This window comes from Ferrimicrobium acidiphilum DSM 19497, assembly GCF_000949255.1.
GTDB classification, from domain to species: domain Bacteria; phylum Actinomycetota; class Acidimicrobiia; order Acidimicrobiales; family Acidimicrobiaceae; genus Ferrimicrobium; species Ferrimicrobium acidiphilum.
The window spans coordinates 1-20,510 of record NZ_JXUW01000018.1 but is presented as its reverse complement, the minus strand read 5'-3'; the positions used below and the strand labels follow the sequence as shown (position 1 = coordinate 20,510).

Here is a 20,510-nt window from a genome sequence, read left to right as displayed (position 1 = left end):
GAGTCCATGTTATTGAGTGGCTCGACCGGATCTCTTTCCAGCGTGCTTTCCTGCTTTCTATAGTGGTCGGTGGGCTTGGGTGCTTGTTGCCAAGGGCACATGCTCACAAAAGCGTCCAAGATCTCATTGTTGGTCGAGGTGGAATCTGTGAACTTAGTGAAGGTCACCCTTACTGTTCCTATTTGCAGATTTCGGAGGTTTTCGGACACCCGTTTCGGTCCAATCCGGACACCCGTTTCGGAGTTTTCGGACACCTAGACAGGGTGGGCCACTGAGGTAGCCATACTGAATCGGACAACGAGTTTTCCGAGGAGGTAGTTGTGTCACGTCCCCGCATCATCATGCGCCAAATCAGAGAAGTACTAAGGCTCTCACTTTCCGAGCGCCGCTCAATACGAGAAATCTCTCAAGCCTGTTCGCTCCCAAAGAGCACGGTATCTGACTATGTCAAACGGGCAAAGCAAGCTGGCCTGTGTTGGCCGCTTCCAGACGACCTTGACGACGATGGCTTAGAGTCCCTATTGTTTGGGGCCAACACGCCACCCGTTCATGCTAAACCAATGCCCGATCTTGGCTATCTACACCGCGAGTTGAAGCGTCCCCACATGACGCTCATGCTCCTCTGGGTTGAGTACCGAGAGGCCCATCCCGATGGCTATGGCTACACCCAGTTCTGCGAGTACTACCGACGATTCGCGGACACCCTCTCTCCAACCATGCGCCAACGTCACGTGGCGGGGGCTAAGACCTTCGTCGACTTCGCCGGGGACACCCTTCCTATCTATGGTCCAGATGACGAGGTAGAGTTCTACGCCCAGATCTTCGTCGCCGTCCTTGGGGCCTCGAACCTGACCTACGTAGAGGCTTTGGCGAATCAGAACCTCTATCACGTCATTGGCGCTCACACCCGCGCGTTTAGCTCCTTTGGCGGGGTGACAGATGCGATCGTGTGTGACGGTATGCGTACCGCGGTTACCAAGGCTGACCGGTATGAGCCTGTTCCCAATGCGACCTACCTTGAGATGGCTACACACTATCAGATGACCGTACTGCCTGCTCGTCCCTATCACCCTCGAGATAAAGCTTGGATAACTGACTACACCTCCTGGTGGATCGGGAACGAACCCGTAATGGAACTGAATAACCCCGGGTTCCTTGGAGACCCAGTTACTTGAGAACCGGGCGGTTCCCAAGCGTCCTTTGAGAGCGTAGCAGAGGACTCTGATAGAGCTGACGGTTGTACGCCAATTGAAGCGCCGGATGACCCGTCGATGGAGGTGGGTGAGGATTAGTTGGGATCCGGGAGCGGTTGGCGTTAGGGGTGTCTCACAACGCAAGTGAACGTCGATGGGTTGAGATGACGAACTCGCGCGACATGTTGTTTTCGTTGCGTTACGACGTTATTAGCGAAGGGTGTTGTTAGCGACTCGGCGGCTCTGAATCTCAGCCGCTCCGCGATAGCGTGTTCCGTCTGTCAAAGGGCTGACCCCGCATCAGCCCCTTGGCACGCACATCGGTCCTGGTGGGCTCTACCTCACCCCCTTGGTAAAACCGGGCGACAACGATGGTGGTGCGCCAGGGAACTCGCTCATGGGACGAGTTGTGAGAAGGTTAACCGGCTTAGGGTCCTCCACTTGAGTGGAGGGACTCGTCGATGACCAGGCCTTATCCGCAACCGCTTCCCGTTCTCACCAAGGCGGCTCCGATTTGATGGAGAACCCGAAACCGGCTAATCGAGGTTGGGAACCGAGCCAACCGCTCGATCCCCGTGCGTTACGATAGCGTGGGTTGATCCTGGCCCAAGGAGTCAGAGGCTCGGAGTTTTGCCTCCTCGGTTGCGTAGTAGTTCGCTTTGAACTGAGGCCGGTGGGATCATACCCAGTGCCCATGGAGACGGCGTTGATTGAACCAACCCACGCAAGGACAAGGTAGTCCACTCGAGATCGACGATCCCTTCAAAGGTCCCATGGGGGTAGACCAGCTCGGTCTTGTGGAGACCATTGGTCGTCTCGGCTAAGGCATTATCGTAAGATTAACCGGCTGATGAATACATTGGAAAGTTCTCCGCTACGCTTCGAACCCGGTTAATGACTCTGGGCTTCTCGCCGCTGACGATGACCCAGACGTCACCGAAGTCCACCTCGGCGGTTCTGCCGGGTACGTGCACCTGGGGTATCATCGCGGTGGCTGGTGGCTCGATGATCTCAGCTTCTAAGTTCGCGCACCATGACCCTGACGGCTGACACCGAGACATCGGCGCCACACTCATCGACGAGCCGTTGCCAGATCCTCGTTGCACTGTGTCGCTGCTTCTTTGGAACCTTTAGATCCTCCGTTAACCACGCACGCACCGTCGATTCGTAGGGTCCAAGCTTTGGGAGCACTCTTGCGCTCTGGTGGGATAGCACAGGCAAGTGCCTGGCGCACGTCTCGCCGATGGACCTTGAACTCCTTGGCCGTCACCCGAATTGAACAACCCTCTTTACTAACGGCATTCTGCGATACTCTGATAGAGTTCCACTCTCAACATCCTTTTCTGACTTCTTGAAACAATTCTCATGCTTCAAGCCTATGAACCGTGGTGTTGAGGGTGGGGCCAGATTAGTCAAGCGTTTCCGCGTCTACTTGTGAGCGTGTCTTCCTGATGCCATGCGTCCAACTCGCGGTCGTTGAAAACCGAGGCCGCCCCTAGAGTCTCATTGGCTCGTCCAGAGCTCTTCGTTCTCACGTTCGAGCTCACGCATCTGCGATCCCAGCACGAGCTCCGGTGTCGATCTTGCGCCCTGCGGACCCAGTGTTAAAGTGTCTCTCGCGTCATGTGCAAGCTTTGACGTTACCGACTGAATTGGGGCCCATTGCGATGGGTACTCGCCTTGAGTGATCGACAACCATGCGAATGGCTCTCGCCCTCACCTCACAGCGAGCATCTCTTTGCTGTTCCCATAACTCCATCCTCTCAAGGTTAGGAGTCTCCATAAAAACCGGGGCGGTTCAGGTTCATCTCTCGCGCCTGGGTCGGACCCAGCCAGATTCTCTCCGCCTAGCAGCGTAGTCACTTGTCCGACAGGTAGCACTGCAGTACCTGCGTCGTTGACCTCGCGTGCGCTCTGGAGTGGGCTTTTGGCATCGTGCACAAGGGATCGTTGGTTCAACCGGGGGTAAGGGTGCATAGAGCCGTTGTTTGCCGTTGTAGGCCACCGAGACAAGCCAACCACGTCTCGCGTGCTTGTTCACGGTACTTGGATGCACACCAAGGGCTTGGGCCATCTCGTCAAGGGTCAACATCCCTTTGTTGCGGAGACGATTAAAGCGAGATTCAAGTCCATAGGCGGTGCGGATCTTGGCGATAATGGAGACAGTGAACTGAGCCCCAAGAGGTGGCTGATAGCCGCGGGCATTGAGTGCGCTAGCAATCTCTGCGTCCGTGTTATCCTCCATCAGTCGGTCAACCTCACTCACGATGGTTGGATCGAGCTTGGCGAGTTCGGCCGCGGACTTAGGGCGAGCAATGGTGAGGCTCTGGGTACGACCACCACGGAAGCGGACATGGAGGGTGACCTCATCTTCCTTGAGGAGAGTTACGTCCTCAATGAGGAGTCGTATCATGCGTTTGCGCAGCTGTGCAGGGGTTTCAGGGTCCCTAAAGAGTCGGGGAAAGTCGGCGGCTAGCCCAAGAATTCGCTGTCGTTTTGCCTCATCGAAGAGTACATCGGCCTCTCGTTGGCGTTCGTAGTCGTCTTGGGCCTGCACAAGGGCGTTGAGCTTTGCATTCCACTCAGCCTCCAAGGTCGCCGCGACAAGACGGTTCCCTGGATCGACATGGAGATAGCGACGCTGAGCGAGTTCGGCCTCGTAACGGGCACGCTCCACCTGTTGGTAGCGCATGCGGTCAGTGTCGGCCGCCTGGTTCGCGAGTTCGTCCTGTACCTGAAGGGTGACCGCTAGCGCGAGCGGAGTCACTGCGTTCACCAGTAGTTCGGCAATGCTGCGATCGATTGCCGCACCGTTGATGGATTGACAGATCGGTTCCGCCTCTTCGATGCCCTTGCGCTGACAGCGGTACAGAGGTACCGACTTACCGTGTCGGGTATGGTAACTGACCGTCATTCTCATACCACAGCGCCCACAGATGACAAGTCCCTGGAGGAGAGCTGGCCCTTCCCTGGGCGGGCCAGCCCTACGATCTAGCCCATAGGCGGCTGCGTTGGCTTTGAGCTTGGCGATGTTTGCCTCGTACTCTGCCCAGGTGATGTAACCAGGGTGTTGGTCAAGGATGAGGGTCTGCCACTGGTCTTGGGGCAGGCATCGTTGCTTGGCCTTTAGGTCAGGGAGCGTCTTTGTCATCTTGGTGCGCCCATAGACATAAGCACCTGTATAACAGGGGTTCTTCAGGATCTGTAGAGCCCGGTGGAGCACCAAGGATCCCCAGGCAAGCTCACCGGTAGAGAGTCGACGAGGGAAGAGGAGACCTCGTTGGTGAAAGCTACGCACCGTCGCCGTTGCCGATCCCGTTCTCACAAAGGTCGCAAAGAACTCCCGAATGGCCCCCTGGACCGAGAGGTCCGGGTCAAGAACGATCTTGTCGGTAGCGTCATAGACGAGACCGATCGGTAGATGAACCTTGAGTTCGCCCCGACGCGCCTTTGCCTGTTGGCCGCCGACCAATCGAGACCGAATGACATGGAGTTCAGCCTCTGACATGGTTCCCTTCATGCCAAGGACCAATCGGTCGTTGAAGTGAGCGGGGTCATAGAGACCATCCTCGTCAAGAATCAGCGTATCGCTCAGGGCGCAGATCTCCAAGAGACGGTGCCAATCTGAGGAGCTACGGGCAAGACGAGAGACCTCGAGTCCAATGACAACTCCTACCTCGCCCATGCCAACGGCTGCGACCATGCGTTGAAAGCCAACCCGATCTGAGTCGGCCCCTGAACGTCCAAGATCGGAGTCGATGACCACGACCTGGTCTGGTTGCCATCCCATCTGCATCGCTCGTTCGCGCAGTGCGTACTGGCGCTTGGTTGATTCGGTGTTCTCCATCACCTGGCGTAGTGTTGACTGACGGACATAGAGGTAGGCCGCTCGGGAGAGATGCGAGGTGGTGATCTTGGATGTAGCCTCGAGGTTCACGATGCCTCCAGGTGGCAGGTGTTCGCAAGCGCCATCGCAGCTAGTACGTGCACGAGCTCAAGGTTGTCTCCCATCTCACGATCACCGTTGGTCGCCGGCCCAAGTGGGGGAAGTTCCAACCCAGTTACGGGTAACGTCCGCATCCAGGTACTAAGACCCTGGTTAAGCAACAGATTGAGGCCGAGCGGAGCCCCAGGGAACCCCACCTCGGTCACCCTCGCGCGCAATGTCTCATAGGCAGATGCGAACTCATCTTTAGATCGAGTACTCATAGGGTCGGCTCCTGGTGGTCTTTTGGGTAGCGCGCAAGCGCTCGTTCAACACTTCGTGGGTGTACGCGAAGACCGAAGTCGTCCCTAGCGAGTTGAGCGAGGTCCGCTGATGAGAGCGATGGATTGGCCTCTTTGGCTAAGATGAGTCGCTCGATGACCTCCTCGGAGAGCTTGTGGGCTCGCCTGGGTCCTGGTTTCTTGGGCAAGAGTCCAGGGATCCCTCCCTCCTCATAGGCACTCCGAGCCTCATAGAACGAGGGTCTCGAGAAGCCAAAGGTGCTTGCTGCCTCGCTAATGGTAGCTCCCTCGTGCGTGACCCTCCTTAACATCTCGTACTTCACCTGAAGAAGATCCCGAGCGTCAAAGAATTCCGAAGCAACAAACTCGGGCGCACGAACCGCCTCGGGTCTTGGGTTCAACACCCGTGCTCTGCGTAGTGACTCCTCTTTGGGGTCTTGGTGCTCTTGTGTCATGATACCTCCTCCTGAAGGGTAGTCCTGTAAGGACTATTATGCCGCACGATTTGGCCAAAGTCAAGGATAGCTGGTAGTTCTGCAGTTGTCAGCTGATCGTGATAGCTATCTATGAACTCACTGGCGAAATCATCCTTACACATTCGGCGTAGTTGTCCTTACACTCTGATGTTCTAGGACCTCTAAGAGATCAGCGAGTTCGAGCAGATCTTTGGGTCGGAACAATGACCGTTGTGCAGAACAGGTGACGAAGGCATCTGGTTCTTCAACATCGGTCCAATCAGCGGGAACTGACTGCGTACGCAGGTCACCTGGCAGGCGAAAGAACACCCGGTACTCCCCCCAGGTGTGGGCAAAGCCGACTAACTCGTACTCTTGACCCTTCTTGGGGTGGAACGGGTGGGTGATACGGAATCGTTGCGGATCGCCGCTCCCTCGAGCAGTTGATAGTCGACGATAAACCCAAAGTTGAGGTGGCAGTTCTTGTGGTTGAACGCTGGATTCTCGCACGGCTACGCAACCGTCACTTCCATAGTCTCGCAGAGGCCAACGCAGAGATCGTAAAGCTCACCTGGGATCTTAACCACCGGGTTACCAAATCCCTTGGTACCTCACGTCAGGAGTTGTTTGAGACGATTGAACGTGACCATCTGCGCCCGCTACCAGCTACTCCCTATGAGTTTGCTACCTGGAGGCGAGCCAAGGTCAGCATTGACTATCACATCATCGTGAGCGCTGACCGTCACTACTATTCGGTACCCTACCGCCTGGTAGGCACCCACGTCGAGGTACGACTATCAGAGAAGAGTGTGCAGATCTTTGCCAAGGGGGTCAGAGTGGCTCTCCACCCACGCAGTAGTGTCCGTTACGGCTTTACCACGGACCCCTCGCACATGCCAGCCTCTCACCGGGCTCACCTCGAATGGAGCCCCTCACGCATTATCAACTGGGCCAAGACCACCGGTCCAATGACGGGAGCCCTGGTTGAGGGAGTACTCGAGCGCCGTCCACACCCAGAACAGGGATACCGGAGCTGTCTTGGCATCATGAGTCTTGCAAAGACGTACTCACCAGAGCGTCTCGAGGCAGCCTGTAGTCGCGCTCTTTCCCTTGGGTCCTACTCCTATCGCAGTGTGGCCTCGATTCTAAAGAACGGACTCGATAGTGCACCACCACCAGGTGAAACACCTCCCTCGCAACCCGGACCTACCCATGAGAACCTTCGTGGTTCCGACTACTACCAGTAACCAACCAAGAAAGGAAATACCATGACCAATCATACCATTGAAGCCTTAGGGCGTCTCCGACTCGAAGGAATGATCGACGCTCTAGAACAACAGTCGCGTTCATCTGAGTTTCTCACCCTGGGATTTGACGAACGTCTTAGCCATCTCGTGACTGCCGAGATCAGCTACCGAGATGAGCGTCGGATGGAACGACTCCTGCGGGCAGCCAAGTTACGCTCCGGGGCAAGCATAGAGTCCCTTGACTTTCGAGCCTCACGGGGTCTTGACCGTTCCCAGGTGCTGTCCTTGGCAAGCGCGAACTGGGTACGCAACCACGACCAAGTAGCCGTTCTTGGACCCACGGGAGTGGGTAAGACCTATGTGGCGTGTGCCCTTGGGCATGCGGCCATCCGTCAGGGGCACTCGGCTCTCTATCTGCGCTATCCGCGAATGCTCGAAGAACTCACCATCGCCCGCGGTGATTCCGAGACTGGCACGTCTCATGAATGCCTGGTCCAAGGTGGAGGTGTTGATACTTGATGACTTTCTCATTCGACCCGTCAACCCAGATGCTGCCAGTGACACCTTAGAGGTGATCGAGGATCGTCATGGACTTCGCTCAACGATCCTTACCTCACAACTCCCAGTTGCCAACTGGTACGCAAGCATTGGTGACCCGACGATCGCTGACGCTCTTCTTGACCGCCTTACAACGAACCTTCACCGCATCGAACTGAACGGAGAATCGATGCGCAAAGTAGTCACCTCGACCGACGTACAGGGATGAGAAGAGGTCCAACACCTAAGATGAGAACGATGGGTCACCGACCAAGAACAGTCACCAGAAAGGAGGTGAGGTAGGGGTTAGGCGTGGCACCCGATGGCTCCCCGTCCGAGACTGTCCGAAAACTCCGGATTCGGTGTCCGAAATGAGCGAAATGTGCACCTATTTCGATGGTATCGTGTGCCGATGTACAGAGATGGTCGAGATGGCAGTATGCCACAGGAGGATTCTCGGTCATGTTTTCCTTTCCGCCACCTTGGAGATGCGAATTTGAGCGCGGGATCTGTCTCTCCAGGGAAGGGTATTGAATAACCCCGGGTTTCTTGGAGACTCCTACTCTTGAGAGGATGGAGTTACTATGGCACAGGTGAAGCGTTACTCGCCAGAGGTAAGGGATAGGGCTATTCGTATGGTTGTAGACCACCGAGGGGAATACCCTTCGCAGTGGGCAGCGATTCAATCGGTAGCCAACAAGCTCGGCATGACCCCAGAGACCTTACGGATCTGGGTGCGCCAAACCGAGATCGACACAGGGGACCGCGAGGGGGTAACGAGTGAGGCCAAGGAACGGGTGCGCCAACTCGAACGCGAGAACGCTGAGTTAAAGCGAGCGAACGAGATCCTGAGAGCGGTATCGATTTTCTTCGCGACCGAGCTGGACGGTCAACCAGGAACCAAACGAAACAAGTAGTGGCGTTCATCGACGCGAATAGGGACAAGTGGAGGGTCCAGCCGATCTGTACAGTGTTGCACTTCGCCTCCTCTACGTACTATGACTACAAGCGACGAGAATCCTCAAATAGAACCCTCCGAGACGAAGAGCTCAAAGTTCTCATAACTGAGACGTACGAGGCCAACTACAGCGTCTATGGAGCCAAGAAGCTTTGGGTGGTACTGAACAGAGCTGGCAACGAAGTGGCTCGCTGCAGAAGTCGAGAGACTCATGCGTGAACTGGGCATTAAGGGTGCCACTCGGGGTAAAGGGATCGTTATCACCACCATTTGGAGATGAATCACTAGAGAGGCCCAAGGACCTTATCAAGCGACACTTCGTATCGTGGGAACCAAATGAGCTCCCTTGAACTAGTTGGGTGTGCCGACATCACATATGTCAAGACAAGAGCTGGGTGGGCTTATGTGGCCCCCATCATCGATGTCTTCTCTAGGATGATCGTCGGTTGGAAGGTGGCCAACTCCCTAAAGAGTGACCTAGCTACCGACGCGCTAGCAATGGCTATGGCGGCAAGGCCAGATACCGAGGATCTCATTCATCACAGCGATCGAGGCGTCGGAGTATCTCTCTGTGGCCTACTGAAGCGACTCTTCTGGCCGCTGACATCCGACCTTCAGTCGGAACTACGGGTGATAGTTATGATAACGCTCGCTTAAGAGTTTGAACGGCTTATACAAGACGGAGTTGATTCATGCCATTGGTATCTGCGACGATGAGATCGCTGTCGAATGGGAGACCTGCAAGTGGGTGGATTGGTTCAACAACAGGCGGCTTCACTCCTCGATTGGAATGATGTCGCCAGTCGAATACGAAGCTCTCTACTATGCACAAAGGAAGTCTGGCAATCACTTGATTGACAGATAACCGGGTCTCCGTAAAACCCGGGGCGGTTCATATTGTCGCCTAGGCTATGAATCTGAGTGTTTGCAGATGTTCCCTAAGAACTGAAATGAACTCTACCGCTAGTAGGACGACCGTAATCTTGGCATGACCTTGCGAAGAGGCGACACCGAGGACGCACATGATGGTTGCCGATGCCACCTGCGTTTGTAATGAAGTAGCCCGACATAGGTGAGGTCAGGCCCATACTCGTAACTGGTTGCGTTGGGTGCGGTTCAGGGCTTGTACCTCTAGTCTTCTCATCAACACTGAGGACGATAGCTGTATCTGGCGGATTCAGATAGACACCTGTGACGTCTTTTACCTTCTTGAGTGAACTCTGGTTCTTTGGATATGCGCAAGGGCCCCAATCACGTGGGGGTTGAGGCCAAAGGTACGCCAGCTACTTCCGCCGGAGGAGAGACTGAAGACCTCGGCGGCCTTGGTATTGGTTGATGAATCAGCTGGATCGGTCGTGGTGGTGAGTTTGATCACCCCAAAGCAATCTTTTCATCGCTATGTTTCTTTGGAACTAGAAGGCTTTGGACATTGGAGAGTCTCCTTACCCATTGTGAGACCGTGAAGGCGAGATATCTAGATCATCCATCACCGCTTCTCGCGAAGCCCGACGCGTGTCAAGCGCACGAGGGCTATCTTGTTCTCGTTACCTCAACGATGGGTGCACTTCGTTTGGCCATGACCATGGGAAGCTGGTGTCAAACAACTCGACTCCCAAGAGCGTCGACTGCGCAGCACGCGAACGTGCTCGTCATGGCTATGCGCAGTCGCTACTGTGCGTGGGATTACGAGGCAAACAACTGCTTTCCAGAGACGAGCTCCTTGCCCCCTTGGCTCAACACGTGACAATAGAGCTGGGGCTGCGACCGGTATTCTTCTTGGTCTCCTCTGAACGGAGTACCGTTTGTTTCACCTTCGACATCTGCTCTGCAACTGTCATTGCCTCCTCCAGGAGAGTGGATGTACAACGGGCTCAACAAGGCCAAGTATTGAACATTCCCCGATTCACGGCCAACTCTGATGGGGGCACTGGGGATCTGGATTTCTATCAATAGCACCTTAGATGTCCTGTGCTGAGAAGAGATGTGGCTTAATGGTCATGGGCGAATCGTTACTCGTTTATGCGTTTGAGTGGTCATTATGTTGCGCGGCGTGGCGTATCGGCTAGAAATGCAGAAAACTTTAACTATATATTGAAAAGATTCCCAAAAATGTTACTTCAGTCAGTATCACATGGTTATAATCGGGATCGTGTCATTAATGAATGGCGCGAGTGTGGCGAGTGATGGGAGTGGCTAGTGCGCATGCGTGGACATTTAAGGAGTAGGGCCAGGAGTGCTGGCCGGGTCGCGGGGATTGGTGTCTTGGGTGTCGCTGGGGCAGTCGGAGGTACCCTTGCATTTTCGCAGACGGCCTTTGCCGGCGATACAGGCCATAGTACAGGCCATAGTACAGGCAATACTGTATCATGCACCAATTCAAGCGGGACGGTGGTTCATAACGGTTATGTTGCTAGCGATCACTCGACGGCAGGGGATCATGATAATCCGTTAGGCAATAGGGTACTTATTTGTGCTACTAATGCGAATGGACAAGTGACTGGGGGAGACTTTATCACCTTCACGGTTTGGCAAACCTACTCTGGCAGTAAGTCGCTGTCGACATCGGTGAACGGGTATGTGGTGCTGCATTTACAGGGGGTGTCGGCGGCGGTAAAGATATACGTCAAGCCCATAACTCTTACCGGTAAGGGAGCCAGCAATGCTAAGTCTGTTACAATTCAAGTTCCGTCTTCTTCGGTAGGAAGTAACGCTTCGGTTACTGGAGGTTACTTTACAGGCGAAGTGAGTACCAGCAGTAGCAAGGAAATTAAATTGTGGTATAACGTACCAACTGGGGCTACTAGCAATCAGTCGGTGACAGGTCATGCGTGGATCGATCCACCAACACCGCTTGGGTCACCTATTGCTCCACTGTTCGGTAACGATGGGTTGGAGATCGTCGGTGTGATTGGTATTGCCAGTGCCGCAACCGCTGCCGTCGTGATTCGACGCCGTCAATTGGCTCGCAACTCGGCTCAGGAGTGAGGGGCGGGTGGCCTTGTGTACCCTGACATTGCAAAGAGCACACTTGCTGGTGGTGTGGCAACCGGCGCAGCTGCGCTTGCCTTCACAGGTCTTGATATCGGATGGTTTGTGGCTGTAGGCCTGATCCTTGTGCTTACGGGTGCTTTGCTGTGGCGAGGTCGGCGCCTACACCGAGTTGAGAGTGATGTTCATAGTTAGCGGTCGATGCTGAGCTTGAGCCTGTTGACTTCTTGGGTTTGACTGTTCTATATAATGGAGGCGGAGTGCGATCGTTGTGATCGCGCTCCGCTTGCTGCTACCTACACACGGATTTCCATGGCGTTTGTTTTACATGTTCATGGGGCCTATCCGGATTATTTACCGGCCGCTGTGATGAGATGTAGTTGTGACTGGTATTCCCGTTATCGTGTCTATCAAGGCAAATCGACCGCTCTTGAGTTGCTCTAAGACTGTGTGGTTAGTGACATTCCGTGTTGTTGGAGCCAATATCGCATCTCGTAGGCTGGGCCGAGTTTTACATTGTTCGACTGATAATAGCTTTCTGTCGTGCTAACTTGGTTGGCCGAGAGTGGCATAGCTCCACCAGTGCTGCATGATGTCTGGAAGAGAGTAGTGTTCATCTCAATGGCTGGATGATTGGGAATTGTGGTTAGGTAGTGCTCCCAGTCGACTGCGTCTAAAGGTGTCATTGCGCCAGAGCCCCAACAGTTTGTCGTTCCAATCTCATCCTGCAGATCTACGATTACGGGTTGGTGTGTGGCTGCTGTTAGGTTGCTGAATAGCCCGGCTAGACCTTGATTAAGGAGGCCCATTCCGTAGGTATTGGATGAGTAGCCAGTGTAGGTGTACCAGAATCCGGGGGACCACAGGAAAGAGGCGTTCGGAGTGAGACTTTGCAGGTAACGAATCTGATTCGTTAGTATCGACGAGTAGGCAGTTGCTACTGCTGGTTGATCAAGGTAGTTGAGATTAGCCTCAAGGGTTAAGTACCAGTTAGGTCGCACGCGCGGGTAGTGCGCGAGGAATTGTTTCGCTAAAGTAGCAGATTGGTTGAGATAATCACTTTGCACGCTCGTATTCTGCACACCTTGCTGATAGAGGGTGCCCGGTCCGTTGTAGTTGATCCCAGCGGTTCCTATGAAGACCTGCGAGAAGCAAGTGCTGTACCCCGGTAGGTACGGCACGATGGCGTTTAGGTAAGGAGTATTAAATTGCCCAGAGGCATTCACGATGTCTTGCAATACCAGCGTTGAACCAGCGGTGCTTTTCCCAGTGCTACAAACCTGGGCCATCCAGTGCGCCACGTCTGCAACTGAGTAAGTAGGCGATAGAGAGGATACTTGAAGGAAGAGACCTTGACCGGTGTTGATTGCGGCTGCTGGGGAAGCCCCGTTCGCAGGGTGTGTTGAAGAGGTTGACTGTTGGATGGCTGTTGTGGTGGCGTGTGCGGGTGCAACTTTAACAGGTGCTACTTCAACGAGTGGTGTGCCCGTGACTGGATGATGCACAGCTACGTTTGTGGTGCTTCGGGACGTCGTGTGCAGACTCGTGAGTTGGCCTTCGGTAGTCGGTTGAACGGCGTTAAGATTCGTTCTCGTTTGTGCTTGGATGTTTGTTGAAACGGCTATAGCACCGGCGGTCAATCCGAGCACACTGAGTGCTGCTGCATAGCTGTGTAGAGCTGAGCGATGTGGTGATGTCTTGTTTAGCTTCATGAATCCTCGTTAATGGGTAGAAAAGTATGGCACAGTGAAAATATCGGCCACGAATCCAGGTTTCTGTAGGAAGTGGGATTGAAATGGCTCGAAATAGTGGGATGATGGTGCTTCGGTGGTTATCGTTGCCGTGAAACGCGTACGTATGTGGTCGGAACTGTTTTCGAATGGCCCCAGTAGTCCTCATCAGAATTCGGCCGAAGAATATTAGATTCCAGGTAATTGTGCATGGAGACGAAGATCTCCTCGGTGCTCTTGCTCGTTGACGGGGTTTGGGGTTCTCAAGCCATAGTTTTGGCCACTTGGCAATCGCTCTGATGAGTTCGGTCACACTGTAGTGGAGGCCGTGTTGTAGGCACTTGATAAGGACTCAAGAACCAACGCTGCACTTGAAAGATCTGCGATAGATACGTCGGTGTGATGCAAAGTTTGAAAGAGTGAGTGTGTCCGGAATCACGTACGGACTATTTTGGTTCTATAGGTTCACATAGTTCTCGTGGACGTTGTGAATGTGAACCCCTGTTCAACTGGTACACACTTGATAACGAACTCTACCGCTAGTAGGACGACCGTAATCTTGGCATGACCTTGCGAAGAGGCGACACCGAGGACGCACATGATGGTTGCCGATGCCACCTGCGTTTGTAATGAAGTAGCCCGACATAGGTGAGGTCAGGCCCATACTCGTAACTGGTTGCGTTGGGTGCGGTTCAGGGCTTGTACCTCTAGTCTTCTCATCAACACTGAGGACGATAGCTGTATCTGGCGGATTCAGATAGACACCTGTGACGTCTTTTACCTTCTTGAGTGAACTCTGGTTCTTTGGATATGCGCAAGGGCCCCAATCACGTGGGGGTTGAGGCCAAAGGTACGCCAGCTACTTCCGCCGGAGGAGAGACTGAAGACCTCGGCGGCCTTGGTATTGGTTGATGAATCAGCTGGATCGGTCGTGGTGGTGAGTTTGATCACCCCAAAGCAATCTTTTCATCGCTATGTTTCTTTGGAACTAGAAGGCTTTGGACATTGGAGAGTCTCCTTACCCATTGTGAGACCGTGAAGGCGAGATATCTAGATCATCCATCACCGCTTCTCGCGAAGCCCGACGCGTGTCAAGCGCACGAGGGCTATCTTGTTCTCGTTACCTCAACGATGGGTGCACTTCGTTTGGCCATGACCATGGGAAGCTGGTGTCAAACAACTCGACTCCCAAGAGCGTCGACTGCGCAGCACGCGAACGTGCTCGTCATGGCTATGCGCAGTCGCTACTGTGCGTGGGATTACGAGGCAAACAACTGCTTTCCAGAGACGAGCTCCTTGCCCCCTTGGCTCAACACGTGACAATAGAGCTGGGGCTGCGACCGGTATTCTTCTTGGTCTCCTCTGAACGGAGTACCGTTTGTTTCACCTTCGACATCTGCTCTGCAACTGTCATTGCCTCCTCCAGGAGAGTGGATGTACAACGGGCTCAACAAGGCCAAGTATTGAACATTCCCCGATTCACGGCCAACTCTGATGGGGGCACTGGGAGCGTGTTGAAGAAGTCCCTTTCCAATCTGGACCCTGAGCAGCCGCCAGATGTTGGGTAGCGGGACCATTAGCCGTGTTCCTCTGTTCTCAATCAATCCCCTTTGTTGCTATTTATCGGCCCTCACTTTCTTGGGAGTGCAAACAGATAGATGCCGACGCGAATTAGACCCCTACTATCCGATTACCGTTCGGAAAGGCTATATAGTTGTGTAGAAGGACGTGTAAGTTCTAGACAGTGACGAGTGGCGAGTCGAAAAACACTTAAATCTGCGGATACATCTGGTCCTATCGGTTGGCGTTCTTGTTGGTAATACGCGATGCGCTGTTGCCGTAGTTGACCGTCAGCACTATAAAACGATCGTGGCATTAACTGAAGTGTGGACTGTTAACCAGGATGCAGAGAGCACGGTGTGGAACGATGCAAGAAAGCATGAGACTGCTCGCGTGTAAAAGCGTTGGATAAGTTGTTTGGATCATAGGGATCGCATCGTGCCAGGTCCCGCTATTGCCCGGGAACGCATACTGCGGCGGATGAGCCATGATGGAGAATCGGGATTGCGTTCGTGTTTCGGCGAAAACTGAAGGGGAAAATGTACATGTGTGATTTTGTGCGGCTAAAATGAACGTTAATACATGTGCTGCAGGAGTGGAGGCTGGGACGTGAATTCGGGTGCGCGTGGGGGGCTGCTCCCTGACGTGCTTTCGCGAGCTGTTACGAGCAAGTTATCGAGATATGTGATTAGTTTAGTGCTTGTCGCGGCAGTGCTTGTGTTGGCGGTCCATGAGGGCACATGGCGGCAGATGGAGGCAAATCTTGGGGGGCATTTTATAGGGATTTTGACGGGTCATTCAGCTTACAGCCGCTCGGGTGGTTTAATTTATCTGGTTAGTGGCCAAGGAATTGTAGTCGGTATTTTTGCGGTGACAGCTGAGTGCAGCGTCGGTTACCTAGTGATAGGGGTCTTGTTGATCACTGCCTTCCTTGCAATGGTCAGACCGATTCCAGTGCGACGTGTCCTTTCCGCTGCAGTGTTGGCGAGCGCTATTCTGTTACTCTTTAATATTCTTCGTCTTGGGATGATTGGACTCTTTGTCGCTCAGTATGGAGTAAAGGTGGGCTTTCCGATCGCTCATACCTACCTTGGGACATTTCTCACGATCTTCAGTACTGTTGTAGCTGGCATTATGTACGCACTGGTTGTCTTGCACGGCACGGGTAAACGAGGTGAAACCCAGCAGGTTGAGCTGGTGGAGGCTGGATGATTAACATCGTCTTCATAACGGCATCGGAGATTATCCTGGCTGTGGCTTTGCCTTATTTTATATACTCGATTGTTGCCGGGATGCGGGCGCACAAACGTCTCGGCGCAAGGAGGCTGAACCAGCAAGAGCTTTTGGATCCGGGTGCCCCGAAATACGATTTGGCTGTCAAGCCAGCGTTAAATCTGTTCTACCTCGTGCCGGCTTTGAACGAGGAGGCCGTTATCGAGGCGACGGTGCGGCATCTGCTTCTAGATCCTTTTGTAAGGGTTCTCGTCATTGATGATGGCTCGGAGGATTTAACTAGCAAACGTGCGAAGCAAGCCGCTATTGACGCCCAGGCTGAAAGTCGCCTTACCATCTTGAGACGTCGACCACCAAACGCTCGGAAAGGCAAAGGGGCTGCGCTGAACGCTGGTTACGAATGCATTGGGCGGTATATCTACGATATGGGATTTGATCCCGCTAGCGTCATTATAGGCGTGATGGATGCAGACGGAAGACTGAGTCCGGCCGCCGGGAGACCGGCACTTCAGTGTTTTGCCGAAGATCCCAAAGTTGGATCAGTGCAATATGTCGTTCGGATCCGCAATCGAGAGAAGCTTATAGGGAGATTCCAGGATATTGAGTTTTGGATGATTTCTGCAATGTCGCAGTTCAGTCGCGTCCGGTCGGGGACGGTTAGTTTGGGCGGCAATGGCCAATTTACGCGGCTATCGGCCTTGGCGAGTCTCCCAGGCGAACCTTGGACGAGTTCCTTGACGGAGGATTTAGACATAGGTCTGCGACTTGTCTGTCAGGGTTGGAAAGCCACTACCTCTGTTGATGCATACGTGGATCAGCAGGCCGTAGAGCGCTATCGACCACTGGTTAGGCAGCGTATTCGCTGGTATCAAGGCCATATGACTTGCATGAACCGAATGAAAGAGGTTTGGTCGTCACCCAATGTTTCCCAAAGTGCAGTTATTGAGGTAACCACGTATCTGTTGGTGCCCTGGGTTATAGTGCTGCCGTGGTCAATCATTCAGCAGTGGGTGTTTTATGAGCTTGCCTTTGGTGCTGGCAAAAGCATATTGAATCTGCACGTGGGTTCGCCTGTTTGGGAGATGGGATACTTGTTGTTCTGGTACGTGTTTTCTTTCCTTCCAAATATTCTTATCGGTCTTATTTATTATCGGCGAACGAGGTCGATTTCTTTGCCCAAGGCGATTCTGATGGGTCATCTAATGCTGTTGTGGAATTATATCGGCTATATCTCCGCTTGGGCAGCTCTCGTGAGGATGATCAAGGGTGTCAGATCGTGGTCCAAGACTGGACGTACCGTTGAGTTGGAGGGATCCACCATTCCCTGATAGATTGATTTGGTGGCGTCCTATATCCGGCTCTATTGACATTCATGTGGATAAACTCGCCCTTTCATAGGGTAACTTCAAGTCAATCGGTCCACAAGCTAGCATCACCAGGGCCAGGGTAGCCTTGGCGGAGTGAAACCCATACGAGCGGGCAATGATGGAGCGGACTTTGGTGTTGAGTCCCTCGACCCTTCCATTGGATACCCCAAGTATGGCGGAGGCAAGTATCCCGTCTCGATGAGTTCGGATGGTCTTTGAGAGTCGGATGAAACTCGGTAGTCTCGAACGCGAAGCTCGCTGACACCAGTGATCGAGCATCTCATTCACCTCGTCGATCTCGAGGTCACCAGCAAAGATCGCCCGTAAGGACTCCTTCATCTCATAAGCTTGCCATAGGGCTCCTCCTCGTTGTTTGATGGCTAAGAGGGCTAGTCCTTGACGCTTGGTTAGGGTTCCTGGATTCTTCAACAGTGCCCACCTTGCCCCGGCGAACTTACGGGCAAAGGTAGGAGAGGGAAGCTTTCTCATCTCCCGCCAAAGATCCTTTCGTACCTCCTCTAGGGCCTCGGTTCCCAAGTAGGGTCGAACCAGAGCGCCCTGCCAACGTTTCCGCTGGTGGGTTTCTCTGGTCCGCCCTCCGAACCGGACTTGCGACTTCCACCGCATCCGGCTCTCCCCGAACCCATGCCATCTGGCTAAGATGCCTTCTCCTCTATCCCCGCCCACGGTGAAGGGATTGCCGCACCACGATAGCGGTAACGGGTCACTTGGACTGACCTGCAGTCAAAGAGTACTTCACCGTCTTGCTCGGGCATCCAGGCGTTGGCCAGGTAATGCCGTCGCAACCACCCCCAGTTCGCACGGCGATATTTCCGCCGTAGCCAGTGCACTACCCTTAGCCAGGTGTACTGGTGTAGGTAGGCGAAGCTATCTTTGGATACGCCATGTCGGAAGTAGTTTGTCCAGCCCCTCAGAACACCATTAATCTGGCGCAAGAGACTAGAGAGCGGGTTATTCGTTCCCTGTTTGGTAATCGCCTTAGGAGGCATAAAACAATTACTTGCACTATTAGTACTTACGAGCTAGACTTGGCTGATGGATGCAGATGCGTTGATCACCGCTCGCTACAAGGCTCTTGAAGGGTTCTGCGACGAACGTCAAAGGCGACTGTTCGCAGCAGCGGAGGCCAAAGTACTCGGTCATGGCGGAGTAAAGCGTGTTGCTGAAGCTACTGGGGTGGCCCGAGGGTCTATATTGGCCGGCATTAAGGAACTGAACTCAGCTCCACCTGTAGACGTCGATAGAACCAGGCGCGTCAGACGAGCAGGTGCGGGACGTAAGAAGCTGGTGGACATCGACCCCTTGCTGGTAGGAGATCTGGAGCGGTTGGTGGAGCCTGTCACGAGGGGTGATCCGCAGTCACCACTGCGCTGGACTTGTAAGAGCTTGATGCAACTGGCACGCGAGTTAGGAGAGCAGGGTCATAAGATCTCTCATGTCTCGGTCGGAGTTTTGCTTAAGGATCTTGGATACAGCCTCCAGGGCAACCGCAAGACCCTCGAGGGTGGAGGTCATCCAGACCGCAATGCCCAGTTCGAATACATTAACCACAAAACAGACGCCGCACTGTCGAGTGGACAACCGGTGATCTCGGTGGATACAAAGAAGAAGGAGTTGGTAGGCCACTATAAGAACAACGGCAAGGAGTGGCGGCCACAAGGAGAGCCAGAGCTTGTCGAGGTGTACGACTTTGTGAACCAGGAACTGGGAAGAGCCAATCCATATGGTGTCTATGATCTTGCATCCAACTCCGGCTGGGTCAGCGTAGGTACCGATCACGATACGTCAAGCTTTGCGGTCGAGACGATCCGCCGCTGGTGGTTTGCCATGGGCCAGGCGACCTATCCTGGCGCAAAGGAGCTCATGATCATGGCCGACGGGGGTGGAAGTAACGGCTCCCGAGTACGTCTGTGGAAGCTAGAGCTACAACGACTTAGCGATGAGCTGGATCTGACCATCCGCGTGAGCCACTTTCCACCAGGCACTTCCAAGTGGAACAAGATCGAGCACCGTATGTTCTCTTTCATCACCCTGAACTGGCGCGGTCAACCATTGGTGAGCCACGAGGTTATCGTCAACTTGATAGCCGCAACCACAACGAGCAAAGGACTCAAGATTCGCGCTCAAATCGATTCTGGTCAATACCAAACGGGCAGGAAGGTCACCGATGCGGAGTTTGCTACCATCCAAATTGCTCGCGACGACTTCCACGGTGAATGGAACTATGTCATCTTACCGAGGACATGACTGACCATGTTATTTGTTTATGACTCCTTAACCTTGGCTTTGATCGAGGAGAGCGACTTCTTCGACGGCCAGGTATAGACGTATGCCTTGTTTGATCCTCTCTTGGTCTGTCGCTGGATGCGAAAGCCGAGAAAGTCAAACCCCTCGTCAATGTGGACGGTCATCGTCTTCTCCGGTGATAGGCGTAGACCTACCTGGGAGAGTACCACCGCAACCTCGGCTCGCAAGGCCTCGGTATGTTCCTTAGTTCCATGCACCATTACAACAAAGTCATCCGCATACCGAATGAGTCGGTATGTGGCCTCCTTGTGCTTCCGGCGCGTAGCTCTTTGAGAACGAGTTCCCATATCGCGCTCCCAGACTTCGGCGAAGTGTTCGTCGAGTACCGAGAGTGCGATATTGGCAAGTAGTGGTGACAGGATGCCGCCTTATGTGAAGTAGACGATTATGCGAAGTTGACGGACATACTCCCATGTCAAGGTGTATCCATGGGCACATCAGCTTCGCATAACGCCGCTGTGGGTCAAAATGGAGTGGAGGATCTTCGCGATCCCGCTAACCCATTGAGGAGGCAATCACTTCATGTCTGAATCATTTTCCCAATTGACCACTGCCTTGGAGCAGGAGCTACATCGGCTGCACTACACCGAGGGGACGATCAGTTACTATCGGCGCATGTGGAGCCGTATTGCTGCGTTTCTGGAGGCCGAGCACGTCCCAGACTTCACGGAGGAGTTAGGTCTGGGG

Annotated in this window: 15 protein-coding genes and 2 pseudogenes; 8 read left to right on the top strand and 9 right to left on the bottom strand. The window is 53.9% G+C overall.

The genetic code is table 11. The annotated features are described in order from the left end of the window. Window positions 1-320 precede the first annotated feature (320 nt). Entirely contained in the window at window positions 321-1,175 is an 855-nt protein-coding gene (gene istA, locus FEAC_RS09110; RefSeq protein WP_052566133.1) for an IS21 family transposase, read from the top strand. A gap of 857 nt (window positions 1,176-2,032) precedes the next feature. On the opposite strand, the gene FEAC_RS09105 is transcribed toward istA, so the two are convergent. The 5 genes from FEAC_RS09105 to FEAC_RS15575 form a co-directional block, all read right to left on the bottom strand. Next, window positions 2,033-2,299: a hypothetical protein gene (locus FEAC_RS09105; RefSeq protein ID WP_152623160.1), complete on the bottom strand. Its 267-nt coding sequence runs from the start codon at window positions 2,297-2,299 to the stop codon at window positions 2,033-2,035. Between the two features lie 698 nt (window positions 2,300-2,997). Then, window positions 2,998-5,130 (bottom strand): recombinase family protein, encoded by a 2,133-nt coding sequence (locus FEAC_RS09095; protein WP_152623159.1) that lies wholly within the window; start codon window positions 5,128-5,130, stop codon window positions 2,998-3,000. After that, on the bottom strand, window positions 5,127-5,402 hold the full coding sequence (locus FEAC_RS09090; RefSeq protein ID WP_035392209.1) for a hypothetical protein: 276 nt from the start codon (window positions 5,400-5,402) through the stop codon (window positions 5,127-5,129). The genes FEAC_RS09095 and FEAC_RS09090 overlap by 4 nt, the downstream gene beginning before the upstream one ends. Then, window positions 5,399-5,875 (bottom strand): helix-turn-helix domain-containing protein, encoded by a 477-nt coding sequence (locus FEAC_RS09085; RefSeq protein ID WP_035392207.1) that lies wholly within the window; start codon window positions 5,873-5,875, stop codon window positions 5,399-5,401. The genes FEAC_RS09090 and FEAC_RS09085 overlap by 4 nt, the downstream gene beginning before the upstream one ends. Before the next feature lie 135 nt (window positions 5,876-6,010). Next, entirely contained in the window at window positions 6,011-6,385 is a 375-nt protein-coding gene (locus FEAC_RS15575; protein ID WP_160290371.1) for a DUF5372 family protein, read from the bottom strand. Here FEAC_RS15575 and FEAC_RS09075 point away from each other — a divergent pair. The 4 genes and pseudogenes from FEAC_RS09075 to FEAC_RS15210 all read left to right on the top strand — a co-directional run bounded on the left by FEAC_RS09075 (window position 6,361) and on the right by FEAC_RS15210 (window position 11,602). Then, entirely contained in the window at window positions 6,361-7,122 is a 762-nt protein-coding gene (locus FEAC_RS09075; RefSeq protein ID WP_052566132.1) for an IS21 family transposase, read from the top strand. The genes FEAC_RS15575 and FEAC_RS09075 overlap by 25 nt on opposite strands. A 21-nt stretch (window positions 7,123-7,143) precedes the next feature. After that, window positions 7,144-7,888, top strand: a pseudogene (gene istB / locus FEAC_RS09070) (IS21-like element helper ATPase IstB). A gap of 355 nt (window positions 7,889-8,243) precedes the next feature. Then, window positions 8,244-9,482 (top strand): annotated as a pseudogene (locus FEAC_RS14740) (IS3 family transposase). A 1,331-nt stretch (window positions 9,483-10,813) separates the two neighbouring features. Further along, window positions 10,814-11,602 carry a hypothetical protein gene (locus FEAC_RS15210; protein WP_152623157.1) on the top strand — a complete coding sequence of 263 codons (789 nt, stop codon included), beginning with the start codon at window positions 10,814-10,816 and terminating at the stop codon, window positions 11,600-11,602. Between the two features lie 443 nt (window positions 11,603-12,045). On the opposite strand, the gene FEAC_RS09025 is transcribed toward FEAC_RS15210, so the two are convergent. Next, window positions 12,046-13,317 (bottom strand): hypothetical protein, encoded by a 1,272-nt coding sequence (locus FEAC_RS09025; protein ID WP_035392331.1) that lies wholly within the window; start codon window positions 13,315-13,317, stop codon window positions 12,046-12,048. Window positions 13,318-15,504: 2,187 nt separating this feature from the next. Here FEAC_RS09025 and FEAC_RS09015 point away from each other — a divergent pair. Next, complete coding sequence (locus FEAC_RS09015) at window positions 15,505-16,107, top strand: exosortase/archaeosortase family protein (protein ID WP_035392355.1); 603 nt, start codon at window positions 15,505-15,507, stop codon at window positions 16,105-16,107. Continuing rightward, window positions 16,104-17,456, top strand: a complete 1,353-nt coding sequence (locus tag FEAC_RS09010) for a glycosyltransferase (RefSeq protein ID WP_052566126.1) — start codon at window positions 16,104-16,106, stop codon at window positions 17,454-17,456. Before FEAC_RS09015 ends, FEAC_RS09010 begins: the two co-directional genes overlap by 4 nt. 42 nt (window positions 17,457-17,498) lie before the next feature. Here FEAC_RS09010 and FEAC_RS09005 read toward each other — a convergent pair whose 3' ends face one another. Beyond that, a complete protein-coding gene (locus tag FEAC_RS09005) occupies window positions 17,499-18,122 on the bottom strand; it encodes a transposase (RefSeq protein WP_052566125.1) in 624 nt (207 codons plus the stop codon). 29 nt (window positions 18,123-18,151) lie between these two features. Beyond that, window positions 18,152-18,505, bottom strand: a complete 354-nt coding sequence (locus FEAC_RS14735; RefSeq protein ID WP_082055636.1) for a group II intron maturase-specific domain-containing protein — start codon at window positions 18,503-18,505, stop codon at window positions 18,152-18,154. A 46-nt stretch (window positions 18,506-18,551) separates the two neighbouring features. Between FEAC_RS14735 and FEAC_RS09000 the strand changes: the two genes are divergently transcribed. After that, window positions 18,552-19,763 carry an ISAzo13 family transposase gene (locus FEAC_RS09000; RefSeq protein WP_035392470.1) on the top strand — a complete coding sequence of 404 codons (1,212 nt, stop codon included), beginning with the start codon at window positions 18,552-18,554 and terminating at the stop codon, window positions 19,761-19,763. A gap of 17 nt (window positions 19,764-19,780) precedes the next feature. Here the strand turns inward: FEAC_RS09000 and FEAC_RS08995 are convergent, their stop codons facing one another. Further along, on the bottom strand, window positions 19,781-20,182 hold the full coding sequence (locus FEAC_RS08995) for a reverse transcriptase domain-containing protein (RefSeq protein ID WP_269078261.1): 402 nt from the start codon (window positions 20,180-20,182) through the stop codon (window positions 19,781-19,783). Window positions 20,183-20,510 lie beyond the last annotated feature (328 nt).

Bases quoted from the DNA above. Each gene is read 5' to 3' on its own strand.
- FEAC_RS09090 (WP_035392209.1), bottom strand. From the start codon at position 5,402: ATGAGTACTCGATCTAAAGATGAGTTCGCATCTGCCTATGAGACATTG.
- FEAC_RS09085 (WP_035392207.1), bottom strand. From the start codon at position 5,875: ATGACACAAGAGCACCAAGACCCCAAAGAGGAGTCACTACGCAGAGCA.
- FEAC_RS09025 (WP_035392331.1), bottom strand. From the start codon at position 13,317: ATGAAGCTAAACAAGACATCACCACATCGCTCAGCTCTACACAGCTAT.
- FEAC_RS09010 (WP_052566126.1), top strand. From the start codon at position 16,104: ATGATTAACATCGTCTTCATAACGGCATCGGAGATTATCCTGGCTGTG.
- FEAC_RS09005 (WP_052566125.1), bottom strand. From the start codon at position 18,122: ATGCGGTGGAAGTCGCAAGTCCGGTTCGGAGGGCGGACCAGAGAAACC.
- FEAC_RS14735 (WP_082055636.1), bottom strand. From the start codon at position 18,505: ATGCCTCCTAAGGCGATTACCAAACAGGGAACGAATAACCCGCTCTCT.
- FEAC_RS09000 (WP_035392470.1), top strand. From the start codon at position 18,552: ATGGATGCAGATGCGTTGATCACCGCTCGCTACAAGGCTCTTGAAGGG.